General features: G+C 47.2%; 18 protein-coding genes, 1 tRNA gene, 1 rRNA gene and 1 other annotated feature. Of the genes, 3 read left to right on the top strand and 17 right to left on the bottom strand.

The annotated features are described in order from the left end of the window. Positions 1–124: 124 nt before the first annotated feature. Both C7R92_RS29220 and C7R92_RS29215 read left to right on the top strand, forming a co-directional pair. Positions 125–346 carry a hypothetical protein gene (locus tag C7R92_RS29220; protein ID WP_146147640.1) on the top strand — a complete coding sequence of 74 codons (222 nt, stop codon included), beginning with the start codon at positions 125–127 and terminating at the stop codon, positions 344–346. Positions 347–405: 59 nt separating this feature from the next. Then, positions 406–984, top strand: coding sequence for a hypothetical protein (locus C7R92_RS29215; protein WP_106836581.1), 579 nt, complete (start codon positions 406–408; stop codon positions 982–984). A gap of 54 nt (positions 985–1,038) precedes the next feature. Here C7R92_RS29215 and C7R92_RS29210 read toward each other — a convergent pair whose 3' ends face one another. From C7R92_RS29210 to guaB, 16 genes are all read right to left on the bottom strand, one after another. Then, positions 1,039–2,112, bottom strand: coding sequence for a tyrosine-type recombinase/integrase (locus C7R92_RS29210; protein WP_106836580.1), 1,074 nt, complete (start codon positions 2,110–2,112; stop codon positions 1,039–1,041). 182 nt (positions 2,113–2,294) lie between these two features. Further along, a tRNA-Arg gene (locus C7R92_RS29205) sits at positions 2,295–2,371 on the bottom strand. A 73-nt stretch (positions 2,372–2,444) separates the two neighbouring features. Next, positions 2,445–3,473, bottom strand: coding sequence for a histidinol phosphate phosphatase domain-containing protein (locus tag C7R92_RS29200; RefSeq protein WP_106836579.1), 1,029 nt, complete (start codon positions 3,471–3,473; stop codon positions 2,445–2,447). Beyond that, complete coding sequence (locus tag C7R92_RS29195) at positions 3,467–4,267, bottom strand: DeoR/GlpR family DNA-binding transcription regulator (protein ID WP_017246872.1); 801 nt, start codon at positions 4,265–4,267, stop codon at positions 3,467–3,469. The genes C7R92_RS29200 and C7R92_RS29195 overlap by 7 nt, the downstream gene beginning before the upstream one ends. Then, on the bottom strand, positions 4,251–5,270 hold the full coding sequence (locus C7R92_RS29190) for an ABC transporter ATP-binding protein (RefSeq protein ID WP_106836578.1): 1,020 nt from the start codon (positions 5,268–5,270) through the stop codon (positions 4,251–4,253). Before C7R92_RS29190 ends, C7R92_RS29195 begins: the two co-directional genes overlap by 17 nt. Continuing rightward, on the bottom strand, positions 5,270–6,058 hold the full coding sequence (locus C7R92_RS29185) for an ABC transporter permease (RefSeq protein WP_106836577.1): 789 nt from the start codon (positions 6,056–6,058) through the stop codon (positions 5,270–5,272). The genes C7R92_RS29190 and C7R92_RS29185 overlap by 1 nt, the downstream gene beginning before the upstream one ends. Next, positions 6,055–6,900, bottom strand: coding sequence for an ABC transporter permease (locus C7R92_RS29180; protein WP_017246869.1), 846 nt, complete (start codon positions 6,898–6,900; stop codon positions 6,055–6,057). The genes C7R92_RS29185 and C7R92_RS29180 overlap by 4 nt, the downstream gene beginning before the upstream one ends. Positions 6,901–6,960: 60 nt before the next feature. Continuing rightward, positions 6,961–7,770: an alkaline phosphatase family protein gene (locus C7R92_RS29175; RefSeq protein ID WP_106836576.1), complete on the bottom strand. Its 810-nt coding sequence runs from the start codon at positions 7,768–7,770 to the stop codon at positions 6,961–6,963. Then, positions 7,760–8,857, bottom strand: a complete 1,098-nt coding sequence (locus C7R92_RS29170; RefSeq protein WP_106836575.1) for an ABC transporter substrate-binding protein — start codon at positions 8,855–8,857, stop codon at positions 7,760–7,762. Before C7R92_RS29170 ends, C7R92_RS29175 begins: the two co-directional genes overlap by 11 nt. A 192-nt stretch (positions 8,858–9,049) precedes the next feature. Beyond that, positions 9,050–10,339, bottom strand: a complete 1,290-nt coding sequence (gene aceA, locus C7R92_RS29165) for an isocitrate lyase (protein ID WP_069852474.1) — start codon at positions 10,337–10,339, stop codon at positions 9,050–9,052. A gap of 26 nt (positions 10,340–10,365) precedes the next feature. Next, complete coding sequence (gene aceB / locus C7R92_RS29160) at positions 10,366–11,973, bottom strand: malate synthase A (RefSeq protein ID WP_106836574.1); 1,608 nt, start codon at positions 11,971–11,973, stop codon at positions 10,366–10,368. A gap of 420 nt (positions 11,974–12,393) precedes the next feature. Continuing rightward, positions 12,394–13,674 carry a serine--tRNA ligase gene (gene serS, locus C7R92_RS29150; RefSeq protein WP_069852472.1) on the bottom strand — a complete coding sequence of 427 codons (1,281 nt, stop codon included), beginning with the start codon at positions 13,672–13,674 and terminating at the stop codon, positions 12,394–12,396. Between the two features lie 53 nt (positions 13,675–13,727). Further along, positions 13,728–13,953, bottom strand: a binding site (T-box leader). Between the two features lie 128 nt (positions 13,954–14,081). Then, positions 14,082–14,657 (bottom strand): pyridoxal 5'-phosphate synthase glutaminase subunit PdxT, encoded by a 576-nt coding sequence (pdxT, locus tag C7R92_RS29145; RefSeq protein WP_069852470.1) that lies wholly within the window; start codon positions 14,655–14,657, stop codon positions 14,082–14,084. 10 nt (positions 14,658–14,667) lie between these two features. After that, on the bottom strand, positions 14,668–15,552 hold the full coding sequence (gene pdxS / locus C7R92_RS29140; RefSeq protein ID WP_017246861.1) for a pyridoxal 5'-phosphate synthase lyase subunit PdxS: 885 nt from the start codon (positions 15,550–15,552) through the stop codon (positions 14,668–14,670). Between the two features lie 105 nt (positions 15,553–15,657). After that, positions 15,658–16,974 (bottom strand): D-alanyl-D-alanine carboxypeptidase family protein, encoded by a 1,317-nt coding sequence (locus C7R92_RS29135; RefSeq protein WP_017246860.1) that lies wholly within the window; start codon positions 16,972–16,974, stop codon positions 15,658–15,660. Positions 16,975–17,161: 187 nt separating this feature from the next. Further along, positions 17,162–18,622 carry an IMP dehydrogenase gene (gene guaB, locus C7R92_RS29130; protein WP_106836572.1) on the bottom strand — a complete coding sequence of 487 codons (1,461 nt, stop codon included), beginning with the start codon at positions 18,620–18,622 and terminating at the stop codon, positions 17,162–17,164. A 165-nt stretch (positions 18,623–18,787) separates the two neighbouring features. Between guaB and C7R92_RS29125 the strand changes: the two genes are divergently transcribed. Beyond that, positions 18,788–19,801 (top strand): YaaC family protein, encoded by a 1,014-nt coding sequence (locus C7R92_RS29125; RefSeq protein ID WP_106836571.1) that lies wholly within the window; start codon positions 18,788–18,790, stop codon positions 19,799–19,801. Positions 19,802–19,909: 108 nt separating this feature from the next. On the opposite strand, the gene C7R92_RS29120 is transcribed toward C7R92_RS29125, so the two are convergent. Further along, positions 19,910–19,999, bottom strand: a 23S ribosomal RNA gene (locus tag C7R92_RS29120); the annotation flags it as partial.

The following is a 19,999-nucleotide window of genomic DNA, read 5'->3' as shown; positions in this document are numbered from 1 at the left end:
GGAAAAGCACTTATCAATGATTTTCTATGCTTATTATGTAGTATCCTTTGTAAACGAACTAACATTTGGTTAACGATTATGGAATCCATTGAAATTCCACATTTTTCTCGATCGGTGGTGCAATATGCTAAAAAGATGGAGAATGATTATGTTGTGTGGCAGTATTGCTGTAGTTGGTGGGAATTTTACCGAATGGATTCTTAAAGGTACTCTAAAGCCACTAACAATTGTTCTGACAGCTTTCAACATTGCAATAATAGTTACTATGTATAAGCAAGAGTTGAAGGAACTGATCGACAAAATAAAAGGTGACGATGATGACTTTAATAGCGGAAATTTTGGATGAGAGTAATAGTATAATGCCCACCTTTCATGTTAAACACATCTACCAGGAGGTAATATACAATGATTATTACATGTGATGCTTATTGCAGTATGGGTTATATCTATTTACAGCCACCAAACAAAAAAATTAGTGAATACCATGAAACAAAAGAGAATAGCATTGCAAACTATGTGGATTTGTCTTCGCTACATATTCCTTTGCTAACAGATATGTGTATGGAGCAATTGTTGGAAACCATGAGATTATCATATCAAACATATCGGGAAGCTGTTGGAACAGAGGTAGGTGAGGAATATAAAAATGACCTTGATGATAATGGTTATATAATCGGTGTTGAATTGAATCTGTCTAAAGAGAAATTCATTGATTTAGTGGCTAATGGAGCATATAAACTATATAAAACAGAATGGCGAAGCTTTCCATACCACATTGCAACTTTTGATCATCAGCATAAAGTGTTTGATTCCAATAACGTAATATATCCACTTTCCCAAAGGAATGACGTATTCTTAATCATTGAAATTACGAAACAGTATAACATTGGTTTAGTTAAAGCTTTAATTTCTAGGAGAGACGATTTATACCCTGTTGATTACTTTTTATCTCCACAATTCATTTTAAGTGAATATACATTATAGATAAAAAATGAACGCAGGAAGCGGGATACTTCCTGCGTTTTGTTATTGAAGTGGTTAGTATCCTCTCTTTTTCTTCGTTAGTACATTTGACAAGGGACTATATTGATTATGTTGCTGAACCAAGTCCTCGTTATTTAATTGCACATAGCGCCGTGTTGTGGCGAGATCCGAATGCCCTAATATACGTTGTAACGAAAACAAATCCATGCCGTTAAGCGCAGAGTACTTCGCATAAAACCTGCGAAATGCATGAGGTGATACGGTCTTCCTAAGACCTGCTCGTTTTGCATATTTTTTGATGTTCGTCCTAATCCCGTCTGGTGTCAATCTTTCCCCAAAGTTACTGACAAAGAGTGTATTAGTCTCGAAATATTGCCGTGTTTCCGTAATCAATTCTTGGAGAAGGCGAATGACTTCCACGGACAACGGGATTACCCTCGATTTCCGATTTTTATTTTTGCTTGCTGGCAAGTGAACACATCTGGTAGCAAGGTCAATATCCTCCACATCAAGGGCGCACACCTCTTGAACCCTCATTCCGCTATCTATAAATAGCATGAGCATTACATAATCACGATATTGGGCATATTGCCGCTGATTTGGCTGTTGAAGCAGCAAACGAACTTCATCTTCCGACAACGGCTCTTTCACGTCTATATCGACCTTCATCAACTTTATGTTTTTTACAGGGCTATCAAGCACCAGCTTTTCTTTGACCAGCACGTTGAACCAGCATTTAAGAAACCGTATACGGATATTGATGGTGTAAGGGGATAACCCCTTTTGATTATCAAGCTTTGCACTACGGTAGGGTATTCCCTCATATTTCTCCTTGTCATACGCTAAGTAATTGATGTAAGAACGAATCAATGTAGTGGAAACGTCTTGCACGTACAAAACCTCTGAATGCTGCTCTTGGAGCCAATCCACAAAGTATCGGTACTGGACATAGTATTCGCTCTTTGTGCGTGGTTTTACATTCTCTGCTTCCTTAATGCACACAAACAGCTCAAACGCCTCTTGAATGGTCGTCTGGCTCTCTCTAAGCGTACTTATATCCCCTGATGAAGCTTTCCCACGTTGCAGAACGATTCTTTTCCCTTTTCTGCTTTCTGTACCTGTTTCCAATGTCTATTCCTCCTGACATCGACTACAGGAGATAACACAGTCATTCATAAGCTAGGCTATTACACCAACAGTTTCATGCCGCTTGAAACCACAGTCTACCTGATTTCAAAAGGTAAACTGTTGGTCATCAAAGCGCCCACAAAAAAAGAAAAAACCTTGATACACCAAGGTTTTCCCTACAATGGCGTCCCCGAGAGGATTCGAACCTCCGACCTACAGTTTAGGAAACCGTTGCTCTATCCTGCTGAGCTACGGGGACAAATATGATCACCTACTTTCTTATTATATGTGTATATCCATTTTTCGGCAAATCCTAACCGTTCCAGTTCCTATCAGCAGCTCTCGTCTGGAATAGCTGATGCATAACGGATTGGCTTCATGATCCGTTGACGACCGGAAAAAGTAGCAATCTCCGTTACTCCCATTGAATGGAGGATCTCCAGATTCGCCGCCACGTATCTCCCAATATCGTCGGGAAAGTGCGCGTCGGACGAGAGTGTCAGTGGAACACCATGCGCCACCAAAACGTCGAGAAAAGCGGGACTTGGGCACATTTCCTTAACAGGATAGCGGTAGTACAGGCCTGCATTGATTTCGGTCGCTGTATCCGTTTCTCTCAAAGCAGTTGCGATCCGGTGGTAATAGGGAACTATCTCCGATTCCTCTGGGCGATAGGAGAACACTTTCAGATTGTCCAGATGGGCAACAAAATCAAATAAATTGCTCCTGATCATGGACTCAACCGTGTGGAAAAAGTCCGCGTATAACTGTTTCAGGTCATGCTGCTCAAACAGATGGCGAGTCTCGGGATTGTCAAAGCCCCATCCTTGCATAAAATGAACAGAACCGATCACATAATCCCACGAAGCGCCTGCCAGCAAGCTTTTCAATTCTGCCTCCCCGCCGATAAAGTAATCCGCTTCGATCCCCAGCCGCAACTCCACACCGCTTGCCGACCAACGCTGCTTCGCTGCCTCGATAGCGACACAAAAGTCATTAAGACTCTCGGTGCATACTTGATCAAGCCAAGTACGCTGCAAGCGACCCAAATCGGTATCACTGAGGTCTAGATACCGTTCAAAATAGGGACGGGCTTCACGAAAGCGGTATAAATGATCGACAATCCCCACTTCCTTCAAGCCTTTGTTTAACGCTTCACGTAAATACAGATCGATCCAGGACGGGTCGTAGCACCCCAGAGACATGCGGTTATTTAATCGCGCAAGACTATCCAGCAGCCAGGCGCGGGTATGTCGAGGTTCAGTGAGCGGATAAAAGTGGTCGAGGGCAGTATTGGTACGGTCGAGCCAACGCAATGAAAAAGGCCCCTCTTCCAGATGAAGATGATAGTCGATCAGCATGTGAAGTCTCTCCTTCCCGGATGTTCGCTTATCCAGGTAGTTTGAATGCCAGACGAAAGCCATTCATCCGGCATCGGCTGGTCACAAACAACCGCGCTGACATCCTGCCAGCCGCAAATACGAAAAAATTGCGTTTGGCCGATCTTGGTTGTGTCTCCCAATACATAGACTTGCTCTGCCCGCTGTACCATCATGGTCGAGCATAGCGTTTCTTCCATGTCATAGTCGGTGAAGCCATCAGCCGTCATTCCTCCACAGGAAATAAACGCTTTATCAAAATGAAAACGAGAGAGCAGCTCGCAGGTAAACGCCCCGGCAACCGATTGTTGGGCCGGATGGGTCAGGCCCCCCAGCATAATGACCTGACCGTTGAATTGATTGGCTTCCAACAGCTCGTTTAGTAAAGAAGCCGCGGGGAGCGAATTCGTGACAATCGTTAATTGGTTGAGGCCTTTTATAGCACGTGCCAATTCCAGTGTTGTCGTCCCGACATCGAGTGCGATGGTATCCCCGTCAGACAAAAGTTCTGCCGCGATTTGCCCGATTTTCGTTTTTGCCGTCTGTTGAATCGCCTGTTTCTTTTCAAAGTGCGGTTCACGCTTCGCCAAATGATACGGGATAGCTCCTCCGTACACTCGTTTTAACAAACGTTGCTGTTCCAATTGGTCCAGATCACGTCGTATTGTCTCCGGTGTTACTGCCAGGTTTTTTGCCAGACTCATCACCTGAATTTTACCGTGGCGGTTCAATTCGTCTAGTATCACTTGCTGTCGTTCTTCAGGCAATAGTGTCATAAAGCGGAATCACATCCTTGGGACCTACATACATTGTTTTTGTTGTGCCTATCTGCTCCTGCTCGAAAGACAGGTGCAGAGTGTCCACCAGTACAGGAACTTCACCAATGTTCAGCTCGTAACGGGTAATGTTGCCGAGCATGGTTACTTGAGCGATATTCCCGGTCAAGCAGATGTCCTCCCCAGTCAAAGGCTGTTCGCGAAACGTCTCGGGACGAATTGCGAAACGTTCAACTGCCGGATGAGACAAATGAGGCGCGATTTGGCTAAGCTGCTCGGCAGTCAGCACGTTGTAATTGCCAATGAAGCGAGCAACAAATTCAGAGCGAGGTTGCGTGTAAATCTCTTGAGGACTGCCGTGCTGAACGATTCGTCCACCATTCATGATGTAGATGCGGTCACTGACAGCCATGGCTTCTTCCTGATCGTGCGTAACCAGCACAGTCGTCATGTTTAACTCTCGTTGGATCGTGCGTAGCTGCTTTTGCAAATTTTTACGAATCTGAGCATCAAGCGCACTAAGCGGCTCATCGAGCAAAAGCACTTTTGGACGGGTGACCAGAGAACGGGCAAGTGCCACACGCTGCTGCTGGCCACCAGACAATTCACGCGGGTAAGCCTGCTCCTTTCCCACCAATCCCACCAGCTCAATCATTTCTTGGACACGCACCCGAATCTCCGTTTTCGAGATTTTGTTCATTTCCAGGCCAAAGGCAATGTTTTGACTGACCGTAAGATTGGGAAAGAGCGCATACGATTGGAACACCATGCCGATCTGCCTGTTTTTTGGAGACACGTCCGTCACATCTTTGCCGTCAATGTAGATCATGCCCGTATCAGGGGCCGTCAAACCACTGAGGATGCGTAACAGCGTACTTTTGCCACACCCGCTAGGACCAAGCAAGGTAACCAGCTCACCTTTTTCAATCGCAAGATCGAGTTGCTGCAACACGTGTTGACCGTGAAAGGTTTTGGACAAGTGTTCGATTTGGACGTAGCTCATTAGGGAACCTCCTTGCGTGCGAAGCTTCGGCGCGTGAATTTTACAACCAGGCCAGTGATGATAGCCATGAGGACAAAATAAGTGACGGTAATTGCGCTGGCGACATGCCCACTTGACGATAGCTTGGCGTATAGATACATCTGCAGGGTTTCGTATCTTCCTCCCACCAGGATGTTAATCAATACGAATTCACCAAACAAAATGGAGAACGACAAGAGCGAGGACACGAAAATTCCAGACATGATATTCGGAACGATAATCCGTACAAACGCCTGCCAGTGGCTCGCACCCAAGAGCTCGGCTGCCTCCATCAACGAACGTGCCTGCAAGGCAAGCAGGCTGTTGCGCGTTCCCTGATATAAATACGGAAGCAAACCGACCAAATACGCCCCGGCGGTGATGATGACCATTGGAATTCCGTTTCCTGAATAAGTACGGATCAATCCGACCGCCATAATGACACCCGGAACGGCATAGGTCAGCATCACCAAAATTTGAACCAGCCTCTCCATCCGGGGAGCGTAGACGATAATGGAGAATACAGCAGGAACAATAATGACAACGGCAACGACAGTCGTCAGAAAGCTGAGCAAAAAAGAACGCCCGAATGCCTGCAAAAATCGGGGATCGGCATACAGCTCCGCAAACCATTTTCCTGTGAGTCCTTCCGGCAAAACCGTGCTATTCCACTCGGTTGCCAGTGAGTAAAGGATGGTAGCCGCGACAGGCAAAAACAAATACAGCAAGAGCAACGCAAACGACAAGGATGGCAAACTGATCCGCTTCAAGACAAATCCCTCCGAATCTTCCGCGTCAGCCACTCGTTCACGAGCAGGGCGGCGGCAAGCGTCAGGCCGAGCAGTACAGCGAGAGCGCTACCCAGCTCGGGTCTGGCAAAAATGTCGCCAGATACTAACGCACCAATCCGAATGGGCACCAGATTGTAGTTGCTCCCGGTGAGCGCGTAGGCAGAAGCATACGCACCCATTGCGTTGGCAAACAGAATGCTGAATGTGCCGACGATGCCTGGAAGCAGTACCGGAAAACCGATTCTCAGCCAAAACTTCGAGGGACTGGCCCCAAGCAGCTCGGCCGCTTCCATCCATTGTTTCTGAATGGCGTTGTACAGGGGATACAACAGCATGACTGCCAGAGGCAGTTGAAAATAAATATAAACAAGCGTTAAGCCGCTCCACGAATACAGAGTAAATGACTGACCAAAATCAATCCCCAGTTGCTTCGCGAGCAAAACAAACAATCCACTGTTTCCCAATAGGACAATGAAGGCAAATGCGAGCGGAATCCCCGCAAAATTGGAGGTTAAGTTCGTAATGACAAGAATTCGCTGTTGCAGTGACTGTGGGAAACGGGTAATCGCATAGGTAGCGAAAACAGCAACGACGATTCCAATGAGAGCAGACAGGAATGAGATGAGCACGCTGTTCTCAAAAGCCTGCAAGTAATACGGATTTGAAAAAATCTCACGATAGTGACTGATGGTAAAACCGCCGCCCCCCTCGGCCTGAAAGCTCCCTCCGATCATGGAAAGCAATGGGACGAGGAGAAACAGAGCGATCATTGCAAAGAACGGAATCGTCGTGACCCAGAGCATACTGACAAATCGTTTCATCGCAAAAGCTCCTTTCTTAGAGGAAAAGACGCCCCCTTAGGGAGACGTCTTACTCAGCCCTCATACGTTCAATGGCTGCATCTCTTTGGAGGGGGAGATGCCGAGCAAATGGCAGGCAAGCGGCGCGACCTGCAATTGCGGAATTGCCTCCTCGCGAATACCCGGAGATATCAGGTTGCTGATGACAAACAAGGGAACGTCCCGGTCAGCGCTAGAAGTGCCGCCATGATTTCCATCAGCTGTCATCCCATGATCGGCTGTTACGATGATTTGATAACCCGCATCGATCCACGCAGGAAGCACATTTGCCAGTATCGAATCTGCCGCCAGAACCCGATTTCGATATCGCGCGGAATCGGCCGTATGCTTATGTCCGTCATCATCGATATTCATGGAGTGGACGTAAAGAAAATCCGGATTGTACCCATTCAACAAAAAGTTGGCGTCAGCAAACAAGTGTGTATCCGGATAGTGATCTTCCCAGTAGAACATCCCGTTTTGTATCGGCTTATCGGTGTTCAATTGGATTCGGTCGTGAAACGGATTGAACGGGGCCTTGTTATAAAGCTCGCTTACCCAGCAATAAGCGGCAGCAGCGTTGGACATCCCATTTTTCTGCGTCAAGTGAAAGAGACTCTCTTGGTGCGAAAGCCGAACCACCTGATTGCTGGAAATTCCGTTTTTCCACACAGGGGTTCCCGTTAAAAGAACCTCGTACAAAGGACGAGAGAGACTGGGCAATTCCGATCGTACCTGGAAGCGAGCCGCAATACCGTACTCGACCAGGTGATGCAGGTACCCCATGTGCGAGATGGCTGTGTCAAATCTCAATCCGTCGAGCACAATCATGGCGAGCTTACTAGCGCACATGGATTAACACCTGCTCTTGCCATAGCTGCGGCAATTTTTTAGCTGTCTCTTCCCAAGCAGTCAAATCGCCCACCGGACGTGCGTTTTTATACATTTTATCGGGGAGCAGCATGGCTTTAGCGGATTCGTCCAGCTTGGCGTTAGCACGAATCGGTCGAGCATAGCCACGAGCCAGATTGGACTGTCCAGCGTCGGAGAGAATGTATTCACGAGCCAACATAGCAGCGTGTGGGTGCTTGGCGTACTTGTTAATTACAGTTGCGTACCCGCTGCTGACTGATGCTTCCTCCGGGATCAGGACATCAAAGCGGTTTTTATCGATTTTGTCCCGGTACCCGAGCGCGTTGAAGTCCCACAAGATAGCGACTTCGACCTCACCCTTTTCTAGATTGGCAAGGCTCGGATCGCTCGTACTGAGCCGCTTGTTTTTTGCCAACTCAGCGAAAAAGTCTATGCCGGGCTGAATATTTTTCTCATCTCCCCCATTAGCATAGGCCGCGGCCAGTACGGCAAATTGTGCCTGATTCGCTTTCATGACATCGCCGATCGCGATCTTGAAGCTGCCGTTTTTCAAATCTGCCCAGGTCTTGGGAGGATTTTGTACCTTTGTCTTGTCCGTAATAAAGGCCAGTGTTCCGGTATAGCCCAGCAACCAATGTCCTTCATCATCTTTTGCCCAGTCGGGAATGTCGTTCCAGTAAGAGGTTTTGTAAGGCAGCGTCAGCCCTTTTTGCTTGGCTAACGGTCCAAAAGCGATGCCTACGTCACCGATATCTGCTGTGGCGTCTTCTTTTTCCGCTTCAAATTTAGCCAATTCTTCTGCGCTCGACATGTCCGTGTCCGTATGCTTCAAGCCGTATTCCTTTGCGAGATTGCCCCAAGTCTCTCCCCAGTTTGCCCACGTGTCCGGCATACCCACGGAGTTGACTTCTCCCTCCTGCTTTGCTTTTTCCACGATTTGATCCAGGGTCAATTGCGACGTATCCAGAGAAGTGCCTGATTTCGTCTCGGTGGCACATCCCGCAAGCAGAAAAACGGATGTCATGACAACAACAGTTCGTTTCCAGCTTAACTGGTTCCCTCTCATCTTTAAGGCCCCTTTTCGTTTTTATTTGTGTTTGATTCCTTTGTTTTTTCTAAGCTAATCGTAAACAACAAAAATGAAACTGATATAAATGCGTTGTTAAAAAGCTATTAAGACTCTATGAAAAATAGACGTGAACGCAAAAAGTGGCCCTCTGAATACCAGAGAACCACCGTAGTCCTTCGTTTTTCCTATTTAATTATGGGCGAATTGCTCCTCTTCCGTCGACCCGCTAAGCGCAGTCGTAGAGGAATTGCCGCCAGAGATAATCTGCGCGACCTCATCGAAATACCCGGTACCAACTTCACGCTGATGACGAGTCGCCGTATAGCCATGTACTTCGCTGGCAAACTCAGCCTGCTGCAATTCAGAGTAGGCAGCCATTCCGCGGTCACGATAGCCGCGCGCCAGTTCAAACATGCTGTAATTCAGGGAGTGGAAGCCAGCAAGCGTGACAAATTGGAACTTGTAGCCCATCTCGCCGATCTCTTCCTGGAAGCGAGCAATCGTCTGTTCATCCAGCTTCTTTTTCCAGTTGAAAGAAGGAGAGCAATTGTACGCTAACAGCTTGCCCGGGTATTTGGCATGGATCGCTTCTGCAAAACGGCGTGCTTCCTCCAAATTCGGCTCAGAGGTCTCGCACCAGATCAAATCTGCATAAGGAGCGTACGCCAGTCCACGGGCAATCGCCGCATCCAATCCGCCGCGTAGACGGAAGAAGCCTTCTGCTGTTCGTTCACCCGTCAGAAATGGTTTATCCTGCTCGTCGATGTCGCTGGTAATCAGGAAAGCGCCATTTGCATCGGTACGTGCCACGATAATCGTTGGAACCCCCATCACATCTGCCGCAAATCGTGCGGAAATCAGGTTACGGACGGCTGCTTGCGTCGGAATCAGTACCTTCCCACCCATATGGCCGCATTTTTTCTCGGAAGCCAGCTGGTCTTCAAAATGCACCCCTGCTGCGCCCGCTTCAATCATACCCTTCATCAATTCGAAGACGTTCAGTGGCCCACCAAAGCCCGCTTCTGCATCTGCTACGATCGGAGCAAACCAATTCGTCTCGGTACCCCCTTCTGATTGATCGATCTGATCAGCCCGTTGCAATGCCTGATTAATTCTTTTTACGACTTGGGGAACACTGTTTGCCGGGTAGAGGCTTTGATCAGGATACATCTGACCAGACAGATTGGCATCGGCCGCTACCTGCCAGCCACTCAAATAAATCGCTTTTAATCCTGCCTTTACCTGCTGAATCGCTTGATTCCCGGTCAAAGCCCCCAACGCTTTAATATGGTGCTCGGTATGCAAGAGGCTCCACAGACGTTCTGCCCCTAAACGAGCCAGCGTATGTTCAATTTGTACGGAACCGCGCAGACGAACGACATCTTCTGCCGTATATGGACGTGTAATTCCTTCAAAACGCTCGCCTTGCCAGCTTTGCTCCACCTGTTGAATCGCTTCTTGCTTGTTTGCCTTCGTCATTTTCATTTCCCCCACTCTTTTTATTTTTACAAATAGCGATAACCCGGTACAGTTAGGAAGTCTTCGAAATCTTCTGTCGTTACCAATTGCAAGAACAGATCACCAGCAATCGGATACTTGCTGTTGTCGTACCTCTCTTGGCCGATCGCTTGCTTGATCGCTTGCAGCTCCTCACTCAACCATTGCTTCACCAAACCTTCCGTCACCTTTCTACCATCCTGCAAGACTCCGTGACGATGACGCATCCATTGCCAGACTTGTGCCCGCGAAATTTCTGCTGTAGCCGCATCCTCCATCAGATTGTTGATCGGTACAGCCCCAGAGCCTCGCAACCAAGCCTCGATGTACTGTATGCCTACGCTTATGTTCGTACGGACACCCGCTTCTGTAATCGTGCCCTCTGGAACTGCCAGCAGTTTCTTAGCGGATACATCCACATCTTCACGTTTGTACCAGATTTGGTTCGGCTCTCTCATCAAGCGATCGAACACTTCCATAGCTACCGGCACTAGCCCTGGGTGAGCAACCCACGTCCCATCATGTCCATCGTACGCTTCCCGCTCTTTGTCAGCGCGCACTTTGGCGATGGCTTCTGCATTTTGTACCGGGTCATTTTTCACCGGAATTTGTGCAGCCATTCCGCCAATGCAAGGCGCCATCCGTTTATGGCAAGTCTTCACGGCCAGCGTGGTGTATGCTTTCATGAACGGAACTGTCATGGTTACTTGGGCACGATCCGGTGTAATGACATCAGGCTGATTCCGCAGCTTTTTGATATAGCTGAAAATGTAATCCCAACGTCCGCAATTCAGTCCTGCACTATGCTCGCGCAGCTCGTACAGAATCTCATCCATCTCAAAAGCTGCAAGAATCGTCTCGATCAATACTGTCGCGCGAATCGTGCCGCGTGGAATATTTAATTCATCCTGCGCGAAAAGGAAGACGTCGTTCCAGAGGCGAGCCTCCAGATGGCTCTCCAGTTTCGGTAAGTAGAAATACGGTGCTGTCTGATTCGCGATAAGAGCGTCTACGTTGTGGTAAAAGTAAAGTCCGAAGTCAAGCAGGCTGCCGGAGATCGGTTTTCGATCGAGGAGAATGTGCTTTTCTTCAAGATGCCAGCCACGAGGACGCACGATCAAAACCGCTGTCTTTTCATTGAGGGTGTATGATTTGCCTTCCGGACTGATGTAAGAGATATTGCGGCGTACCGCATCCTTCATGTTGATTTGGCCTTGGATGGTGTTCTCCCATGTCGGTGAGTTGGCGTCCTCAAAATCAGCCATGAAAAGCCGAGCACCCGAGTTCAGTGCATTGATGACCATTTTCCGATCACCCGAAGGTCCCGTAATCTCCACCCGTCTGTCCTGCAAATCTTTGGGCAATGGAGCAACAGTCCAATCTCCTTTACGAATATCCGCTGTTTCCTGTAGAAAATCGGGCAGTTGACCTGTATCGATCTGCAATTGACGCTCCACGCGTTTAGCCAACAATTGTTGTCGTCTGTCGCCAAATCTTTGCTCCAGCTTCATCACGAATTGAATCGCTTCTGGTGTCAGGATATCTTGATAACCGGGGTGCATCTCACCGGAAATCTGCACCTCCAGCGGATATGGATTCGTTGGTACGGTAGTCAAAACAGCTCCTCCTCCCTCACTTCAAAGTTATTATGATACAGATTGATAAAATGTTTTTTATTATATAACAGAAAGAGCAAAAAAAATGTCCTTACTCCTGATACCCGCTGCCACTGCAATGGCTGCAGCATACATGACCATCTCCCAAGCAATTGTGGCAAGCCGCTCCGTTGGCATCATGACCAACGCCTCCACATTTTGGGCAATTTTGTTCTCCGTTTCCTTCACATCGATAGCAGTCCATTCTCCATTCCTCCATTTCTGTATTAAAACAATATTCTTAAAATTTGTTTTTATTATATAACAGAGATTAGTACAGTGCAACACGTTTTTTAAAAAATTCCACCTGTATTAGTACACAATATAAAACAGCCCTTGACCCGTTATGGATCAAGAGCTGCTTTCCTTATCTCTTGCTTATTACTTCGGTGCGATCTTGTCTACTCCGCCCATGTACGGACGAAGAACTTCTGGAATCACGATAGCTCCATCTGCCTCTTGGTAGTTCTCCAAGATCGCTGCTACTGTACGTCCAATCGCCAAACCAGAACCATTCAATGTATGCACAAATTCCGGCTTCGATTTTGTATCGCGACGGAAACGGATATTGGCGCGGCGCGCTTGGAAATCTTCAAAGTTCGAGCAAGACGAGATTTCACGGTATGTGCCACCGCTTGGAATCCAAACTTCCAGGTCGAATTTCTTTGCAGCCGTAAATCCTAGATCGCCTGTGCACATGCTCAAGACACGGTATGGCAGTCCAAGCAGTTGAAGCACCTTTTCAGCGTTTTTCACCAGTTTGTCGAGTTCGTCATAAGACTCTTCTGGTTTCACGAATTTCACCAGCTCAACTTTGTTGAATTGATGCTGACGAATCAACCCACGCGTATCACGGCCAGCAGAACCCGCTTCTGAACGGAAACATGCGCTAAAAGCAGTGTAGTAGCGAGGGAGATCTGCTCCATCCATGATTTCATCACGATGCATATTGGTGACTGGCACCTCTGCAGTTGGAATCAGGAAGTAATCTGGTCCCTCGATTTTAAATGCATCCTCTTCGAACTTAGGTAATTGACCCGTTCCCGTCATGCTCGTGCGGTTGACGATAAACGGTGGGATCACTTCTTCATAGCCATGCTCATTCGAGTGCAGATCCATCATGAAGTTCATCAGTGCACGCTCCAGACGTGCGCCCAAGCCTTTATAGAAAACAAAACGGCTTCCTGTTACTTTTGCCGCCGTTTCAAAATCGAGGATGCCTGCTTGGCTAGCCAGCTCCCAGTGAGGCTTAATCTCAAAGTCAAATGCACGTGGCTCTCCCCATGTCCAGGCAATCACGTTATCGTCTTCTGTCGTACCGATCGGCGTGCTTTCGTGCGGCAGGTTCGGGAGGCTCAGCAAAATGAACTCCAACTGCTCATCCAGTTGGCGCAGCTCTTCATCCAAAGCCTTGATGCGTTCATTTACTTCTTTCATTTCAGCGATCAGATGGTCTGCATTTTCCTTATTGCGTTTCATAACCGCTACTTGCTCGGATACCGTGTTACGCTTATTTTTCAGCGCTTCTGCTTCTTGGATGATTTGGCGACGCTTTTCATCTACTTCTACGAATTGATCCAACGCAGAAATATCTTCATTGCGGTAAGCCAAACGGCGTTTTACTTCTTCCAAATCCTGGCGTAATACTTTTACGTCCAACATGTGTAAATCCCTCCGAATCGTATTGAAAAAAAACAAAAAACACCCGTCCCCTGGTAAGGGACGAGTGTTGTATACCCGCGTTGCCACCCTCGTTGACACATGCAGCAATCCTTCATGCATATGCCCACTCTTCCGTCATAACGGGACGGTTCCGGGCAAAGTTGTTGTTCCTTTACCACTCCGAGATGGATTCCTTCACATAACCGGATCGGTTTGCACCTACCACCGACTCTCTAGGCCTGGCTCTTGTGAAGTACTTGTTCTCATCATCGCATTCTCATTCATGAATACTATTATTGTTAACTGTACTACAGGTTCTATACGTATGTAAAGAGCAGCCCACCTCGATCTTTTCAGAAAAAAAGAAGATCGGCGCCTTTTTGACGGCCGATCTTCCGGTATGACAGCTAGCTTCTGTATTCCTTGACCATGTCGAGGAAGTATTTGTGCAGTCTTGTATCTTCGGTCAATTCTGGGTGAAAGGCTGCTGCCAAATAGTGACCGCTTCGGGCGACAACAATCTTGTCTTCGTGCTTGGCCAAGACTTGACCGTTCTCTCCCACTTCCATGATATACGGTGCCCGGATGAACACTGCCGGGTAATCTGCCGCCACACCCGCAACAGGCATCAAAACTTCAAAGCTCTCCTTTTGGCGACCAAAAGCATTCCGCTCGACTTTGATGTCCATCAACCCTAGATGGCAATCGTCTTGTCCTTGAATCTGTTTTGCCAGAAGGATCGCTCCTGCGCAAGTTCCGAAGATCGGCTTGTTCGCCTTACCGAACTCTTGAACCGCCTCCATGAATCCGTACTTGTGCATCAGCTTGCTAATCGTGGTGCTCTCTCCGCCGGGAATGACCAGCCCGTCGAGGTCATCCAGTTCTTCTACTTTTTTGACCGGGACGGCTGTGGCACCAACCTCTTCTAGCAGTCGCACATGTTCTGCTACAGCTCCTTGTAGAGCGAGTACGCCGATTTTCATGCTACTCACCTTACCAGCCGCGCTCTTGCATGCGATCAGCTTCACGAATTTTGGAGATTTCGATACCTGGCATTGCCGTCCCCAAGCCTTTGGATACGCGAGCAATCAGTTCGTAATCCGTGTAGTGGGTGGTCGCTTCCACAATCGCGCGAGCAAACTTCTCTGGATTCTCTGATTTAAAGATACCAGATCCAACAAACACGCCATCGGAGCCCAATTGCATCATCAGGGCAGCATCTGCTGGTGTTGCTACTCCGCCTGCTGCGAAGTTTACGACTGGCAGCTTACCTGTTTTGTGTACCGCTTCAAGAAGTTCGTATGGAGCACCCAGGTTTTTGGCTTCCGCCATCAGTTCATCGTAGGACATGGCTTGCACTTTGCGGATTTGGGACATCATCGTACGCATATGACGAACAGCCTCTACAATGTTTCCGGTTCCTGGCTCACCTTTTGTGCGGATCATGGATGCACCTTCTCCGATACGACGGAGAGCTTCACCCAGATCACGGGCGCCACATACAAACGGTACAGTGAACTCTTTTTTATTGATATGGTACAAGTCATCTGCCGGAGTGAGTACTTCACTCTCATCGAGATAATCTACACCCAGAGACTCAAGAACACGCGCTTCAACAAAATGACCGATACGAGCTTTTGCCATAACAGGGATCGAAACAGCTTTCAGTACTTCCTCTACAATGCTAAGGTCCGCCATACGCGCAACTCCACCAGCTGCACGAATGTCAGACGGTACACGCTCCAAAGCCATTACAGCAACAGCACCCGCTGCTTCTGCAATTTTTGCTTGTTCAGCATTTACGACGTCCATAATAACGCCGCCTTTTTGCATTTCAGCCATACCTCTTTTTACGCGGGATGTTCCTACTTGTACCATGTCATTACCCCCTACATCATGAGTCAGAACCGAAACTGTTATGCGGTGTTATGGTTCCTGTTACCGTCATTGTAAACGATAGATGTAGGGGAAAACAACCATTATTTAATTTCCTGTTCCACTGCTAAACAAATTGCTGAAAAACTCTATGATGCTGCGGAAGAACAGACGAATCCAGCTCGCTTCCTCTACTGCCTGTCCTGCTACTACATCAACACCTGCTTTTGTCGCGTCTTCAGGCTGCAAATAATCCGTATCCTTCATGCCTTCTTCTTTCAATACGATCTTACCGACAACCTGTCCTTGCGTAATTGGCGCGGTCAGCTCCTGGAAGGTAACAGTTGGTGTGAATTTTGCTTCTGTACCGATCTTTGTAATCATATTTACTTCGCTACCTGTAACGGCTGGAACTGTTACCTCTACACCGTTTTTCACAGGGGCTATTTCAAACCCTTTAACTGGTACATTCTTGTCCATTTGTTTCGTCAGTTTGTAATTGTTAAAACCGTAGTCAAACAGTTTTCTGGTCTCCGCGAAACGCTTTGTATTGCTATCTGTATTCATTACTACACTAATCAAACGCATGTTGTCACGAACAGCCGTCCCTGTAAAGCAATAGCCCGCTGCAAGTGTATGCCCTGTTTTCAATCCATCTACGCCCGGATAGTAGCTAATCAGACCAGGCAGCATCCAGTTGAAGCTTTTCTTGCTCCACTCTTGTGGGGTACCTGTTCGGAATGTGAAGTTTGTTTTTTTGGAAACTTCCAATGCCTCAGGGAAATCACGGATCAGAGCACGTGCGAGGATAGCCGAATCGCGTGCCGACATCAGATTTTCTGGTTGATCGGTTTTCACTGAATACGGGCCCAACTCATTAGCTGGCAAACCTGTAGAAGTGACAAACATCGTATTTTTCATACCAAGCTCTACTGCTTTTTTGTTCATCATTTCAACAAAGGCAGCTTCACTGCCTGCGACCTTCTCAGCCAAAAGTACGGTTGCGTCGTTAGCAGAAACGACTGTCATCGCTTCTGACAATTGTTTAACTGTAAATGATTCACCTAAATTCAGGTACACACCAGACGAATCTGAAATTTTCGCGATATAAAAAGCATACTCACTTACCGGGACAACATCATCCCAGTTAATTTTCTTTTGTTTGACGGCTTCTTGAACCAGGTATTCAGACATAATTTTACTCATGCTAGCTACCGGAAGTGCTACGTCAGGATCTTTACTATAGATAACCCTTCCCGTCGATGCCTCAACAAGAATGGCAGACTTCGCTTCCAGTTGTAAATTCGCTTGAGATGCTACAGGGGCAGCTTCCACCTTTGAAACCATTCCTCCCATTGCTGTAGCAAAAACAGCGACCGAAAGGAACAGACCTGTCAATCGCTTTGTCCATGTCTTTCGCTTCATGTAATCTCTCACTCTCCTATTTCTATCGATTTCATTTTTCATGAAACAAGCACACAATTGTAAGTGTACCATAGGTTGTAGGGAGGCTTGAAGCGAGATTCCTCCCATTTCCACATGTTAGTAGCTAGTAAAAATCCCCTCTCTTATTAAAAGAAAGGGGATTTAGGTCTTCCGTACTATTTTTCGCTTAGGAAATCGAGTAGTTAGGTGATTCTTTTGTAATTTGAACATCGTGTGGGTGGCTCTCACGCAAGCCAGCGCCGGTAATGCGAACGAACTGGGAGTTTTGAATCAAATCTTCAATGGTCTTCGCCCCGCAGTATCCCATACCTGCACGCAGTCCACCAATCAACTGATACGTAACATCTGCCAATGGGCCTTTGTAAGGAACACGACCTTCGATCCCTTCCGGAACGAGCTTTTGTGCGTTCTCTTGGAAGTAACGGTCCTTACTGCCGGCTTTCATCGCGCCGATCGATCCCATTCCGCGATATACCTTGAAACGACGACCTTGGAAAATCTCGAATTCGCCCGGGCTTTCTTCTGTACCGGCGAACAGACTGCCGATCATGATCACAGAAGCACCTGCACCAATTGCTTTTGGCAAATCACCGGAGTATTTAATGCCACCGTCGGCAATAATTGGAATATTGTACTCTCGCGCTACTTGTGCACAATCGTGGATCGCTGTAATTTGAGGAACACCGATACCTGCTACGACACGAGTTGTACAAATGGAACCAGGACCGATACCAACCTTCACCACAGATGCGCCAGCTTCGATAAGATCGCGAGTAGCTTGTCCAGTTGCCACGTTTCCTGCGACGATTGTGAGCGTTGGGTATTCTTTGCGAACTGCTCTTACCGTTTCAATTACGCCTTTAGAATGCCCATGAGCCGTATCAATCACCAGTACGTCCACGCCAGCTTGTACAAGTGCTGCTGTACGCTCAAACGTGTCTGCAGAAACCCCAACAGCAGCACCACACAGCAAGCGGCCTTGTGCATCTTTTGCTGCATTCGGGTATTGAATTGCCTTTTCAATATCTTTAATCGTAATGAGTCCACGCAAGATGTTGTTATCATCCACCAACGGGAGCTTTTCGATCTTATGTTTTTGCAAAATCAATTCTGCCTGTTGCAGTGTAGTACCGACAGGAGCCGTCACCAGGTTTTCCTTGGTCATAACCTCTTTGATCTTGATGGAGAAGTCATGTACAAAGCGCAGATCGCGGTTGGTGAGAATTCCGATCAGTTTTTGATTCTCATCGACAATCGGAACACCGGAGATACGATATTTACCCATGAGAGCATTTGCTTCTTCGACGGTGTGTTCTTGGGACAAAGAGAATGGGTTGGTAATAACGCCACTTTCAGAGCGTTTTACACGATCTACTTCGCTTGCTTGTTGCTCGATGGACATATTTTTATGGACAATCCCGATACCACCTTGGCGAGCCATGGCGATTGCAAGTCCAGACTCCGTTACGGTGTCCATCCCAGCACTGATCAGAGGAATATTCAGCTTCACATTCTCACTCAATCGTACTCGTAGATCAACATCCCTTGGCAAAACTTCAGATTTTCCTGGAATGAGCAATACATCGTCAAACGTTAAGCCCTCTTTAACAAATTTGTCTTCCCGCACAGTTGAAAGCTCCTCTCGGCGAATGGTTTAAGACAGTTTAACAAACGGCTTAATTTACTGTCAAGAAATGAGTATATCGTTCGGTTATAGATTCAATTAGACAGATAAATCAAAAAACAATTAGGGAAACTTAACCATATTACGAAAATTGCTAAGGTGGGTATCATGGATAACGCTTGGAAAACATTACGCTATTTTGAGACAGAACCAACTGCACGTAAATATTTGGCTGCCTGCTATCATGACATGGGTGTTGAGCATGCCGAGCGACTAGCTTTTCAACAAAGCTCGCGTTTCCTGTTTCTCTGGAGACAAGCCAGACATTTTTATTCCACTTCCGCTGTTGCCGACTTGTCCATCCAGCCATTACTGCTGTTTTATGGATGCTCTCACTTGTTGAAGGCGATGTTATTGACTCGAGATCCGTATTATCCCCAAAACAGTCGTGTTCTTCAACATGGTGTCACGACACGAAAGCTTAAACGAAACGCCTATATGCTAATGGAGGATGAAGTTCGTCCACAAAAGGAAGGTTTTTTTGCCCAATTAGCTCACGCGTTCCAGCTTGCGCCGTTACAAGATCGCTATTCAGTCCATAACTTATTTTCATCCATCCCCAGCGTCAGCGATAGTTACGGAATTGCTACGGATAAACCACGTAACTGGTTAACGCTAAAGATTGATCAAATCAGTCAGGATGATTTGGTTCGCATTACCTTTCCTGAAAAAACGGACGGGCCCTTATCCTATTCAACTGAGACCTTCATCCAATACATTCGCAGGCTTGCTCCAGCTATTTGTAACTTGGAAAAACTCGCTTCGGTAAATAACAAAAATATAAAGGAACTGACCCTTCCTCAGTGTGCCCTGTCTGAACTGGATCAACACCCGTTATTTCGTTTGCATCAGAACGTCCTCTTCTTCTGGAATGGGTCTGCTTCTTCTCTACCTCTTCCCGAATGGGCTAGTCATTACTTGCTGCTTTATGTACTCAGCATGCTTTGCCGCTATGAAACGGAGTGGTGGGGAGAGCTGACGATGTCTCACGGACTTGTTGAGCGATATTTGGTCGAACATTTTTTGGATAACCACATGGATACTTTCCCCTCGGTTATTCGAAGACATTTTCACCGAAATCACCGGATGTCCCTTCCCTCTTTGCCGTCCGATCTGTATTAGTTTTCCTGCCACTGCTTTCTCTACACGAAAAAACCTTCCTGCCATCATCAGCAAGAAGGTTTCTTTTATTCCCTGAAAACTGGATCTGCATGATCAGTTGCTAAGTGTGTGGATAAGTCCTCGACCGATTAGTATTCGTCAGCTCCACGCGTTACCGCGCTTCCACACCGAACCTATCAACCTCATCGTCTATGAGGG

This window comes from Brevibacillus porteri, from assembly GCF_003013475.1.
GTDB classification, from domain to species: domain Bacteria; phylum Bacillota; class Bacilli; order Brevibacillales; family Brevibacillaceae; genus Brevibacillus; species Brevibacillus porteri.
This window is presented reverse-complemented; position numbering and strand designations above follow the sequence as displayed.